Source organism: Faecalibacterium sp. I3-3-89 (assembly GCF_023347275.1).
Taxonomy (GTDB): domain Bacteria; phylum Bacillota; class Clostridia; order Oscillospirales; family Ruminococcaceae; genus Faecalibacterium; species Faecalibacterium butyricigenerans.
Genome location: NZ_CP094468.1, coordinates 2,760,432 through 2,773,029 on the forward strand (window position 1 = coordinate 2,760,432; position 12,598 = coordinate 2,773,029).

Consider the following 12,598-nt stretch of genomic DNA (forward strand, 5'->3'; position numbering starts at 1 on the left):
ATATGACAATATAAGGAGCAATGCTTATGGATTTTGACCGTAATTCTATGACCGTCCCTGTGCAATCTTCCGATTATACGAATAAGTTCTTGCAAAAGGACTCGAATCTCACTACAATGGAGGTGGTCACTCAAACCAATGCCGTCAAGTCTCCGACTGACAGCCCAGCAACCACGAAGCTGGTGTACACGGTGGAAGAGATCGCACGAATGCTGGCCATCAGCCTGCGCTCTGCTTACAACCTGTGCAACAGCACCACCGAATTCCGTGTCCTGCGGGTAGGCGGAAGCATCCGTGTACCGAAAGACAGTTTCGATGCGTGGCTCTACCGGGCAGCTTGATAAGGAGGCAAACAGTATGGCATATATTACGAAGCGCGGCAACTCTTACAGCGTCCGATACACTTATGAAGATGAGCACGGCAAGAGCTGCGACAAATGGGAGAGTTTTCCCACAAAAGAGGAGGCAACAAACCGAAAAAAGCAAATCGAGCATGAACTGGCGGCTGGTACTTTCCTGATTCCGTCCTCTGTGACGGTAGCAGAGTTCCTCATGGATTGGCTGCCCAAGCAGTGCAGCAAACACAAGTGGGCACCCAAAACCTACGAATCCAACCTTTCCACCATTCAGAACCTTATTATCCCCTATATCGGCAGCATGGAGATGCAGAAACTCAAGCCCTACCACATGGAAAACCTCTATACGACCCTGAGCAAAACGCCCTGCGGTTCGTATATCGAGGGAAAGAAGCAAGAACTGACCGAAAAGCAGAAACAGCGGTTTCTTTCCGGCACGACTATCCATGAGGTGCACCGGCTGCTGGGAACAGCGTTCCAGTATGCCGTGGAGTGGGGAATCCTGATTAAGAGTCCTGTTCCCGTGGACAGCCCCAAGAAGTCCACGCAGGAGCGCTCCATCTGGACGGTAGAGGAAATGCGGGCGGCTCTGGACAGCATGGATGACCCTATCCTGCATCTGGCAGTCCACCTCACACTGGTGGGCGCACTGCGAGAGGGCGAGATCGTAGGTCTGACCCCAGAGGATATTGACTTTGACGCTGCGGACGGCATCGGAACATTCCGTATCAACAAATCCATGCAGCGAGTGCGTAAAGAAGCCCTGAATCAGGTAGACGACGGCTGCATCATCAAGGTATTCCCGGACAAGCTGGAACGCAGCACCACTTCTCTCATCCTGAAAAGCACCAAAACGGCGTCCTCCTGCCGTACCATCTTCATGACCTCTGCTCTGAAAGAGGAACTGAAGAAGTGGCTGAATCAGCTGGCGGCAGACGAGATGAAAGATCCGGCACGCTACCATGACAGCGGAATGCTGTTCCGTCTGCCCAACGGTCTGGCTGTGGAGCCTGTGCTGATTCGCAAAAAGTTCCTCAAATGGCAGGATGCACACCCGGAGTTCCCTCGTATTGTGTTCCACGGTCTGCGGCATTCCAGTGCGACCTATCAGCTGATGATCTCCGGCGGCGATGTGAAGGCCGTTCAAGGCACCACAGGACACGCTACGGCAGATATGCTGGTGAACACCTATGCCCATATCCAGCAGTCCTCTCGTGTAGAACTGGGCAGGAAGTTCGAGGAAGGGTTCTATGCTAAACAGGAAAGCCCCAGCCCGCAGGCTGTACCCGCCGCAGGCGAACCCACCATCTCCATGACGGCTCTCTTGGAATTGCTGAAGAATGCAGACCCCGAAGTAAAGGCGCAGCTCCGTCTGGCACTGCTGACCTGATGCAAAATTTACCACGCATTTCAAAGCAATTCCAGCCTATGCAGAGGATTCCTACGAAAAAGCCGACCGTGCAAAAATCGTGCATTGACCGTGCAGACCCCGATTTTTCGGGGTTACATAACAAAAAAGAACGCCAAATCTTACGATTTGACGTTCAAAATTTGGTGCACCTCCAGGGACTCGAACCCTGGGCCCACTGATTAAGAGTCAGTTGCTCTACCAACTGAGCTAGAGGTGCATATTGTCAAGATGCGGTTTCTTCATCCTGACAACTATGAGTCGGCGACTACCTATTTTCACAAGCCGTTTCCAGCTAACTATCTTGGGCACGAGTGAGCTTAACTGCTGTGTTCGGAATGGGAACAGGTGGAACCTCACCGTCATCGTCACCGACCATATGACTAGCTAAGTATATCATTTCTGACTTACTTTGTCTAGTATTTCTAGAAGGACGTGCCTTCAAAACTGAATAATCACTGCTTACATTTTTTCGTTGACTCTAAGAGTCTCAAGCGAATTGTGGTCAAGCCCTCGACCTATTAGTACACGCTTGCTGAATGGATCGCTCCACTTACACATCGTGCCTATCGACCTTGTAGTCTTCAAGGAGTCTTACTTGTTTAAAACAATGGGATATCTTATCTTTGGGTCGGCTTCACGCTTAGATGCTTTCAGCGTTTATCCGATCCGTACGTAGTTGCCCAGCTATGCTCCTGGCGGAACAACTGGTGCGCCAGAGGTACGTCCGTCCCGGTCCTCTCGTACTAGGGACAGCTCCCATCAAATATCCTGCGCCCACGACAGATAGGGACCGAACTGTCTCACGACGTTCTGAACCCAGCTCGCGTACCGCTTTAATTGGCGAACAGCCAAACCCTTGGGACCGAATACAGCCCCAGGATGCGATGAGCCGACATCGAGGTGCCAAACCTCCCCGTCGATGTGGACTCTTGGGGGAGATCAGCCTGTTATCCCCAGGGTAACTTTTATCCGTTGAGCGATGGCATTTCCACTCACATACCACCGGATCACTAACTCCAACTTTCGTTACTGCTCGACCCGTCAGTCTCGCAGTTAGGCTCGCTTCTGCGTTTGCACTCTTTTGCTTGATTTCCGTTCAAGCTGAGCGAACCTTTGAACGCCTCCGTTACTTTTTAGGAGGCGACCGCCCCAGTCAAACTGCCCACCTAACAATGTCCCCCGACTCGATTCAGAGCCGCAGGTTAGAATTCCAATATCGCAAGGATGGTATCCCAACGGCCACTCCGCAGAAGCCAAAGCTCCTGTTTCCCTGTGTCCCATCTATCCTGTGCATGCAACATCGAAACCCAATATTAGGCTACAGTAAAGCTCCATGGGGTCTTTCCGTCTTGTCGCGGGTAACCGGCATCTTCACCGGTACTACAATTTCGCCGGGCGGGCTGTTGAGACAGTGCCCAAATCATTACGCCTTTCATGCGGGTCAGAACTTACCTGACAAGGAATTTCGCTACCTTAGGACCGTTATAGTTACGGCCGCCGTTCACTGGGGCTTCGATTCAATGCTTGCACATCTCCTCTTAACCTTCCAGCACCGGGCAGGCGTCAGCTCGTATACGTCATCTTTCGATTTAGCACAAACCTGTGTTTTTGGTAAACAGTTGCTTGGGCCGATTCTCTGCGGCTCCATCTCTGGAGCACCCCTTCTCCCGAAGTTACGGGGTCAATTTGCCGAGTTCCTTAACAACCCTTCTCCCGTTGGCCTTAGAATCTTCTTCCTACCTACCTGTGTCGGTTTGCGGTACGGGCACCTCAGAAATACACACAGCTTTTCTCGCCATCTTCCATCCCAGACTTCGGTACTAACTTCCCTCGATCTCTACCGGAACCAACACCCGGCTCTGAGACTTCAAATGTGTCCCTGTGCTTAACTCTTTTGGTGGTGACGGAATCTCTACCGTCTGTGCATCGGCTACGCCTTCCGGCCTCACCTTAGCTCCCGACTAACTTGGAGCGGACGAACCTTCCTCCAAAAACCTGAGGCTTTCGGCCATGCAGATTCTCACTGCATTCGCGCTACTCATTCCGGCATTCTCACTTCTATACACTCCACAGCCGCTTACGCTACTGTTTCTCCGCGTATACAACGCTCCCCTACCCAATCCATTACTGGATTGCCTAAGCTTCGGTGTCAGGTTTAGCCCCGTTAAATTCTCCGCGCAAAGACGCTCGACCAGTGAGCTATTACGCACTCTTTGAATGAGTGGCTGCTTCTGAGCCAACATCCTGGTTGTCTGCGTATCTTCACATCGTTTTCCACTTAACCTGACTTTGGGACCTTAGCTGTAGATCTGGGCTGTTTCCCTTTTGACAATGACATTTATCTGACACTGTCTGACTCCCAAGCATCAATACTCTGGCATTCTGAGTTTGATAAGCTTCGCTAACCTCTCGGCCGCTAGGCTATTCAGTGCTTTACCTCCAGGTATCTAACTTGAGGCTAGTCCTAAAACTATTTCGGGGAGAACCAGCTATCTCCGGGTTCGATTGGAATTTCTCCGCTACCCACAGTTCATCCGCCGCCTTTTCAACGGAGGTCGGTTCGGTCCTCCATGGAATTTTACTTCCACTTCAACCTGACCATGGGTAGGTCACCCGGTTTCGGGCCCATTATATGCAACTTAACGCCCTTTTCAAACTCGCTTTCGCTTCGGCTCCAGACCTTAAGTCCTTAACCTTGCTGCATACAATCGCTCGCCGGACCGTTCTACAAAAAGTACCCTATCACACATTGACGCGCTCTAGGTGCTTGTAGGCACAGGGTTTCAGGTTCTTTTTCACTCCCCTCCCGGGGTGCTTTTCACCTTTCCTTCACAGTACTATACGCTATCGGTCACTGGGTAGTATTTAGGGTTGGAGGGTGGTCCCCCCATCTTCCGACCAGGTTTCACGTGTCTGGCCGTACTCTGGAATCTGCGCAGCTCTCTCCGTTTTCACCTACGTGGTTCTCACACTCTCTGACCGGCCTTCCCATGCCGTTCGGTTAACAGATTGAGTCCTAAAAGCAGTCCGTACCCCGGAAGTATTTCTACTCCCGGTTTGCCCTCTTCCGCGTTCGCTCGCCACTACTTACGGAATCTCGTTTGATGTCTCTTCCTCGCCCTACTTAGATGTTTCAGTTCAGGCGGTTCCCCCGATGCACCTATTTTAAATTTCAGTGCAGCGTACTTGAGTATGAACTCAAGTGAGTTTCCTCATTCAGAAATCTCCGGATCAATGCTTATTTGCAGCTCCCCGAAGCTTATCGCAGCTTATCACGTCTTTCATCGGCTCCCAGTGCCAAGGCATTCGCCCTGCGCCCTTGTTCGCTTGACCATTCAAACTATTCTCTCTCGAGAATGGCTTGTATCCTCTTGATTCTCTCTTGCCAACGAAGATTATTGTTACCCTTCCTTTTGAAATTGTAATATTTCTTAAAAAGAACTTACTATAATCTTTGTTTCGCAGTTATTATTCAGTTTTCAAGGTACGTCTTTGAGTTCCCTTTTCAGGGCCCTCAAAATCGAACAATATCTAATCAACTTGTCTCTGTCACCTGTTCCAAGAACAAACCATCTTCGATGTTTCGTTCTTGCCTGACTCCTTAGAAAGGAGGTGATCCAGCCGCAGGTTCTCCTACGGCTACCTTGTTACGACTTCACCCCAATCACCAGTTTTACCTTCGGCGGCGTCCTCCTTGCGGTTAGACTACCGACTTCGGGTCCCCCCGGCTCTCATGGTGTGACGGGCGGTGTGTACAAGGCCCGGGAACGTATTCACCGTGGCATGCTGATCCACGATTACTAGCAATTCCGACTTCGTGCAGGCGAGTTGCAGCCTGCAGTCCGAACTGGGACGTTGTTTCTGAGTTTTGCTCCACCTCGCGGTCTTGCTTCTCTTTGTTTAACGCCATTGTAGTACGTGTGTAGCCCAAGTCATAAAGGGCATGATGATTTGACGTCATCCCCACCTTCCTCCGTTTTGTCAACGGCAGTCTGGCCAGAGTCCTCTTGCGTAGTAACTGACCATAAGGGTTGCGCTCGTTGCGGGACTTAACCCAACATCTCACGACACGAGCTGACGACAACCATGCACCACCTGTCTCCTTGCTCCGAAGAGAAAACATATTTCTATGTTCGTCAAGGGATGTCAAGACTTGGTAAGGTTCTTCGCGTTGCGTCGAATTAAACCACATACTCCACTGCTTGTGCGGGCCCCCGTCAATTCCTTTGAGTTTCAACCTTGCGGTCGTACTCCCCAGGTGGATTACTTATTGTGTTAACTGCGGCACTGAAGGGGTCAATCCTCCAACACCTAGTAATCATCGTTTACGGTGTGGACTACCAGGGTATCTAATCCTGTTTGCTACCCACACTTTCGAGCCTCAGCGTCAGTTGGTGCCCAGTAGGCCGCCTTCGCCACTGGTGTTCCTCCCGATATCTACGCATTCCACCGCTACACCGGGAATTCCGCCTACCTCTGCACTACTCAAGAAAAACAGTTTTGAAAGCAGTTTATGGGTTGAGCCCATAGATTTCACTTCCAACTTGTCTTCCCGCCTGCGCTCCCTTTACACCCAGTAATTCCGGACAACGCTTGTGACCTACGTTTTACCGCGGCTGCTGGCACGTAGTTAGCCGTCACTTCCTTGTTGAGTACCGTCATTATCTTCCTCAACAACAGGAGTTTACAATCCGAAGACCTTCTTCCTCCACGCGGCGTCGCTGCATCAGGGTTTCCCCCATTGTGCAATATTCCCCACTGCTGCCTCCCGTAGGAGTCTGGGCCGTGTCTCAGTCCCAATGTGGCCGTTCAACCTCTCAGTCCGGCTACCGATCGTCGCCTTGGTGGGCCGTTACCTCACCAACTAGCTAATCGGACGCGAGGCCATCTCAAAGCGGATTGCTCCTTTTCCCTCAGGTCGATGCCGACCCGTGGGCTTATGCGGTATTAGCAGTCGTTTCCAACTGTTGTCCCCCTCTTTGAGGCAGGTTCCTCACGCGTTACTCACCCGTTCGCCACTCGATCGAAGAAGCAAGCTCCTTCTCTCTCGTTCGACTTGCATGTGTTAGGCGCGCCGCCAGCGTTCGTCCTGAGCCAGGATCAAACTCTTTATTAAATGATATTTATCACTTAAAAAGTGTTAAATCTCTCTTCGCTCAGCACGCAATCGCTTGCGTCCTGTGTGAATTACTTTGTTTGGAATTGTTTAACGTGTTTTTCCAACACGAAAATAGGTTCCGTTACAAGTTTTTCGATATTGTTCAATTTTCAAGGTCCTGTAGCGCCTCAGCCAAGCGGCTGACGACTTAATCATTTTACCACAGAAGTGGTTTTTTGTCAAGCTTTATTTTTTCGAAGTTTTTCGTTTCTTACCGAACTTGGAGCATATCGAAAGTCTCTCGCATTCCTGCCGGACTTTCTCGCGTCTATTGGTTCTTTTCGCTTTACTTCTAGCTGAGACTCGGAAGTCATTCTTTTGTCTCAGCGCTTGGCGCTCAAGTATAATACCACATCACCGCCCGGATGTCAACACTTTTTTACTTCTTTTTTCAAGTTTTTTCTTTTCTCTTCAAAAATCATCTCCCGGCAGGCCCCCAACCCCTCCGCTGCGGCCACGGCCGCAGTGTCTCCCCTTGCCAAGGGGAGTCTATGGTGCTATATATTATATATACATTATATGCAAGCAGGGAGGCCCCAACCATGATCCTTACCGTCAATCTCGGCAACACCCACATCACCATTGGCGGCTACGAGCACGATGACCTGATATTCTGCGGACGGCTCCACACAGACCCCGCCGCCACCGTCGATGAATACGCACTGCGGCTGGTCAATCTGCTTTCGCTCCACAGGGCCGCACCTGAGCAGATCGAGGGCGGCATTCTGGGCAGCGTAGTGCCTGCGCTGACCGGACGGGTGCTGGCAGCATTGCAGATGCTCTGCCCGGTGCGCATCCTGACCGTCGGGCCGGGACTCAAGAGCGGCATCCGCCTCCGGCTGGACAATCCCGCCCAGTTGGGTGCAGAGCTGCTCTGCGGCGCAGTGGCTGCACTGGCGGAAGGCTCCGGCCCGCTGGTGGTCATCTCAGCCGACACGGCCATCTCCCTGATGGCCGTCAACGGGAGGCAGGAGCTTGTGGGCGGCGTCATCCTGCCCGGGCCGCAGCTCTCGCTGGCCGCACTGGTGCAGAACACCGCTCAGCTTCCCCAGATCGACCTCTCTGCCCCCGCGCCCGCCTCTGTGCTGGGCAAAAACACCGCCGCCTGTCTGCAAAATGGCTTTGTGCTGGGCACTGCCGGGATGCTGGACGGGCTGGCCAGCCGTTTCTGTGCCGAACTCGGCCCCGAAACAAAATTCTACGCCACCGGCAATCTGCCCCGGACCATCCGGGAGGCCTGCCGCACCCCCATCCTCTACCGGGAGACTCTTATCACCGACGGCTTGTACCGCATCTGGCTGCGGAACCGCCGCTGAAGTTTTATTTGCATTTTTTGCGAGGCTGTGCTATACTATATTGTACTGGTTCACCAGTGCATATCGTGCGATCGTAGCTCAGCTGGATAGAGCGTTCGGCTCCGACCCGGAAGGCCAGAGGTTCGAATCCTCCCGGTCGCACCAAGAAAGGCCCATACACATTGTGTATGGGTCTTTCTTTATTGCAGATGCAATTTCCAGCCTGTCGGAGCGTCTGCCGGGAGAACTCATTTTCAGAAGTCAAGAATCATATTGCAAAAAAGTAAAACTCCTTTATAATAGAGCTTGTGCCCCGGTGTGCGCGGGCACCGCTTCGGGATAAGAAAAAGGAAAAAAACATGAGTTCATCCACAAAGTCACTGACCGAAGGCCCTCTGGCCAAACAGATCCTTCTGGTCAGCCTGCCGCTGGTCCTGTCCAACCTGCTGCAGGTCCTCTTCAACATGTCGGACGTGGCCGTGGTGGGCCGCTTCGCAGGCTCTACCGCCCTCGGTTCGGTGGGTTCCACCAGCATCTTCGTCACCCTGTTCACCGGCTTTCTCATCGGCCTGAGCAACGGCATCAACGTGCTGGTGGCCCGGTTCTACGGCGCACGCCATGCCAGCGATGTGGAAAAGACCGTCCACTCGGCCCTGCTGGTCAGTCTGGCGGCGGGCATTCTGCTCCTGCTCGTCGGCCTGCTGGGTTCACCGGCCCTGCTCCACCTGCTCAACACCAAAGAGGACCTCTACCCCGGTGCAGTGCTCTACCTGCGGGTCTACTTCCTCGGTATGCCGGCGCTGGCCCTCTATAATTTCGGCAACGCCATCTTCAGTGCCATCGGTGAGACGAAGAAGCCCCTCTATTACCTCTGCATCGCGGGCGTGCTGAACATCCTGCTCAACCTCTTCTTCGTCATCGTCTGCCGTCTGGACGTGGCAGGCGTGGCGCTGGCCAGCGCTATCTCCCAGTGCGTCTCGGCCTTCCTCGTCCTGCGGGCGCTGACCCGCGTGAAGGACTGCTACGCCCTCGACTTCCACAAAGCCGCTCTCGACCCTGCCACTACCCAGCGCATCCTTGCGCTGGGCATCCCGGCCGGACTTCAGAACGCCATTTTTGCCATCGCCAACCTCTTCATTCAGGCCGGTGTCAACTCCTTCGACTCCCTTATGGTCAAGGGCAACTCTGCCGCCGCCAATGCCGATAACCTGATCTACGACGCCATGGCCGCCTTCTACATGGCCTGTGCCAGCTTCATGAGCCAGAACTACGGCGCAGGCAAGCCCGACCGGGTGAAGAAGAGCTACTTCATCAGCCTCGTCTACTCCTTCGGCGTCGGCCTCGTGCTGGGCAGTGCCCTCTTCCTCTTCGGGCGGGAGTTCCTTGCCCTCTTCACCACCGAGAGCGCCGTTATCGACGCCGGTATGAAGCGTGTGGGCGTCATGGGCTTTGCCTATTGCATCTCGGCCTTTATGGACTGCACCATCGCCGCCTCCCGCGGCCTTGGCAAGACGGTGGTCCCCACCGTCATCGTTGTCCTCGGCTCCTGCGTGTTCCGGGTCATCTGGGTCTACACCATCTTCGCCCACTTCCACACCATCCCCTCGCTCTACCTGCTCTACCCCTGCTCCTGGGCGCTGACGGCCATCGCTGAGATCTTCTACTTCGCCCACTCCTACAAGGAGAGCATGAAGATCTTCTCCCAGCCTGCCGCTGAGCTTTAACAGACAGCAAAAATGCCATCGCCCCGCGGCGATGGCATTTTTCATTTCCTGATCTTACTGATAATCGTGGTTGAGGAACATGGCCTTGATCTGGACGATCTCGTCGTACTCCTCCTGCTCCACCTGAACGTCGGCGTTGACCTCCTTGAGGCGGTTCTTTACCGCTGCAAGGGCCTCGGGCAGGGTCACGGCCCGGCCCTCCTGAATGGCGTCGGTCATCTGCTTGAGCACCACAGGGTGGGCGTAGATGTCCGGCACCGGGAAGCTGCCGCCGGGGTAAGCCCGGATGTACTCGGCCATGGCTGCTTCGGCCTTGTCGGCCCGGGCCATGATGGACTTGTGGTTGTTGTGGGCCGTGGGCATCATGTTGTAGCTGGAAAAGAGGAAGATGGCCGCAAAGCCGAACAGGGCAAAGTAGATGCCGTAGTTCCCGGTGTGGTTGAGGATGCTCTGGATGCCATAGGCCGCAGACACCACACCGAGAAGGCTGATGATGAGGGCTACATACTTATACACCGGCTTGCTCTGCAGCTGAGCACGCTTGCGGCGCTCGGCGGCGCTCAGTTCCTTGGCCAGTTCCGGCTTCTTGGCGAGGTAGTCCGCCGCACGCCTGAGCTGGCCCACGCTCTGCTCGGCCTCTTTCGAGAGCTGGGGCAGTCTGCGGGCAGCTTTCTCCGCCTTCTGACGGGCAAGCTCGGCCTCACCGGCAGTGCTCAGACGGGGGATGTTCGGCTGTTCCTTCGCCAGAACTTCCAGCAGGGCGTCCACGTCCCGCTCATCCTTGAAGTTGCACTGCTTCTGCTTGCCGCCGTCGTACTCCACCACGAGGTAAGCCATCGAGGCGAACATCCCCTTACCGGAGAAACCGCCCTCACTCATGGCGACCCGCTTGAACACCCGGCTGATGCTGCCGTAGGGCAGATAATACCGACGGTCGATGTAGAAGCTGTTGAGATAGAGGGCTTTTTTGCCCACGCCGCAGGGGCCGATCTTTTTGCAGGCTTTCTTATCGGCTTCCAGCGTTGCCTTGTCCAGATGGGCAAGGCCCAGTTGTGCAGGATGAAACAGCATAGGAGATCCCCTTCTTTCTTTTCCCTCATTCTGCCACTCTGAGCAGAAAAAAGCAAGAGGCAGTTTCAGATGACCGTTTTTTCAAGCCATCTTCCCCGGACAAAGCGCACCGCAAAGCAGAGGGAGCGGAACACCCAGTCGAGATACATTCCCATCCAGATGCTGAGCAGCCCACCGCCCATCCGCAGCACCCACAGGTAGCAGAAGCCCACCCGGAAGACCCACATGGACACGATGCTCACAGCCATGGTGAAGCTGGCGTCGCCGGCGGAGCGGAGGATGTTGGGCAGGGTGAAGCTGGAGGGCCAGAAGAAGAGGGAGACGATGTTGAACCACATCATGACCTCAAGGGCCATGGCCGAAGCTTCCGGCGAAAGGTTGAACCACGACAGCGCCCAGCGGTCGGCAAAGAAGAAGCCCGACAGGTTCATGACCCACGCGCCGCAGTAGGCCACCAGAAGCAGGCGGCGGGCATACCAGACCGCCTGCTCCTTCTCGCTCGCGCCGAGGCACTGGCCCACCACCGTGAGCACCGCCATGCTGACGGCGTTGGCCGGGATATTCAGGAAGGTGCTGGTGGTGTTGGCCACGGCGTTGGCGGCGATAGCGGCGGTGCCGAGGGTACTGGTGAGGCTGGCCACCGACAGCTTGCCGATCTGGAACATCCCATTCTCGATGCCCGCCGGGATGCCCACCCGCAGGATGCGCCGGATCAGCCCGCCGTCCGGCCGGAGGGCCGACAGACCGGTGATGCGGAGCATACAATCCGGCTTCTGCAGCAGGAAGAGGACGGCGCAGCAGGCCACCGCACGGGAGATGAGGCTGGCCAGCGCCGCGCCCATGACCCCCATCCCAAAGCCGAAGATGAGGATGGCGTTGCCGCCGATGTTGACCACATTCATCACGAGGCTGGACATCATGCTGATCTTGCTGTTGCCCTGCGCCCGGAAGAGGGCCGCGCCCGCATTGTACAGACCGATGAAGGGGTAGCTCAGGGCCGACAGCAGGAAATACGTCTCGGCGTACCGCATAACGTCGGCGTCGATGGCGCCGAAGATGCCCCGCAGGATGGCGTGGCGGCCCACCACGACCACCGCCGCCACCAGAACACTGAAGCTGGACATGATGAACAGGATCTGTGCGGCCGCGGCCCGGGCGTTCTTCTCCTCCCGGTGGCCGATGTACTGGCTGGCGACCACCGCACCGCCGGTGGCCAGCGCCGTCATGATCTGGATCATCAGGGTGTTGAAGGTGTCCACAAGGCTCACGCCCGACACCGCCGCCTCGCCTACCGACGACACCATGAGGGTATCGGCCAGACCGATGGTGACGCTCAGGGCCTGCTCCGCGATGAGCGGCAGCAGCAGCGCCGTCAGCTGCTGGCGGGTAAACAAAGGCTTCGACTCGAATTTTGTGCTGGTCATTCGTTCCTCCGCGCTGCCCCCCGAGGGGGCTTTTCTTAAAAGTAGACAGACATATTCCTATGATACAGCGTCCTCTCCGAAAAGGCAAGGAGATGTATACAAGAATCTCTCAAAATTTTAAGATTTCCGCTCTTCTGCACCACTTTACCCCCCTTCTAT

6 protein-coding genes, 2 tRNA genes and 3 rRNA genes are annotated in these 12,598 nt (G+C 54.9%); 5 read left to right on the plus strand and 6 right to left on the minus strand.

The genetic code is table 11. The features are described 5' to 3' along the window. Nucleotides 1-26: 26 nt before the first annotated feature. Together MTP38_RS13370 and MTP38_RS13375 are read left to right on the plus strand one after the other, a co-directional pair. Nucleotides 27-341, plus strand: coding sequence for a helix-turn-helix domain-containing protein (locus MTP38_RS13370; RefSeq protein ID WP_055192342.1), 315 nt, complete (start codon nt 27-29; stop codon nt 339-341). A 16-nt stretch (nt 342-357) separates the two neighbouring features. Further along, nucleotides 358-1,746, plus strand: coding sequence for a site-specific integrase (locus tag MTP38_RS13375; RefSeq protein ID WP_097839213.1), 1,389 nt, complete (start codon nt 358-360; stop codon nt 1,744-1,746). 162 nt (nt 1,747-1,908) lie between these two features. Here MTP38_RS13375 and MTP38_RS13380 read toward each other — a convergent pair. From MTP38_RS13380 to MTP38_RS13395, 4 genes are all read right to left on the minus strand, one after another. Next, a tRNA-Lys gene (locus tag MTP38_RS13380) sits at nt 1,909-1,984 on the minus strand. A 39-nt stretch (nt 1,985-2,023) separates the two neighbouring features. After that, nucleotides 2,024-2,140, minus strand: a 5S ribosomal RNA gene (gene rrf / locus MTP38_RS13385). A 125-nt stretch (nt 2,141-2,265) separates the two neighbouring features. Then, a 23S ribosomal RNA gene (locus MTP38_RS13390) occupies nt 2,266-5,100 on the minus strand. Nucleotides 5,101-5,372: 272 nt separating this feature from the next. Next, nucleotides 5,373-6,883: ribosomal RNA gene (locus MTP38_RS13395) — 16S ribosomal RNA — on the minus strand. Together the 16S, 23S and 5S rRNA genes with 1 tRNA gene alongside form the textbook arrangement of a ribosomal RNA operon. 584 nt (nt 6,884-7,467) lie before the next feature. Here MTP38_RS13395 and MTP38_RS13400 point away from each other — a divergent pair. The 3 genes from MTP38_RS13400 to MTP38_RS13410 all read left to right on the plus strand — a co-directional run bounded on the left by MTP38_RS13400 (nt 7,468) and on the right by MTP38_RS13410 (nt 9,944). Continuing rightward, nucleotides 7,468-8,241, plus strand: coding sequence for a type III pantothenate kinase (locus MTP38_RS13400; protein WP_227621849.1), 774 nt, complete (start codon nt 7,468-7,470; stop codon nt 8,239-8,241). 67 nt (nt 8,242-8,308) lie between these two features. Further along, nucleotides 8,309-8,385: transfer RNA gene (locus tag MTP38_RS13405), tRNA-Arg, on the plus strand. 194 nt (nt 8,386-8,579) lie between these two features. Next, nucleotides 8,580-9,944 (plus strand): MATE family efflux transporter, encoded by a 1,365-nt coding sequence (locus tag MTP38_RS13410; protein ID WP_249233834.1) that lies wholly within the window; start codon nt 8,580-8,582, stop codon nt 9,942-9,944. Nucleotides 9,945-9,998: 54 nt separating this feature from the next. Here MTP38_RS13410 and MTP38_RS13415 read toward each other — a convergent pair whose 3' ends face one another. Continuing rightward, nucleotides 9,999-11,015: an ATPase P gene (locus tag MTP38_RS13415; RefSeq protein WP_249233835.1), complete on the minus strand. Its 1,017-nt coding sequence runs from the start codon at nt 11,013-11,015 to the stop codon at nt 9,999-10,001. A 65-nt stretch (nt 11,016-11,080) separates the two neighbouring features. Next, nucleotides 11,081-12,439, minus strand: coding sequence for an MATE family efflux transporter (locus MTP38_RS13420; RefSeq protein WP_249233836.1), 1,359 nt, complete (start codon nt 12,437-12,439; stop codon nt 11,081-11,083). Nucleotides 12,440-12,598: the final 159 nt, after the last annotated feature.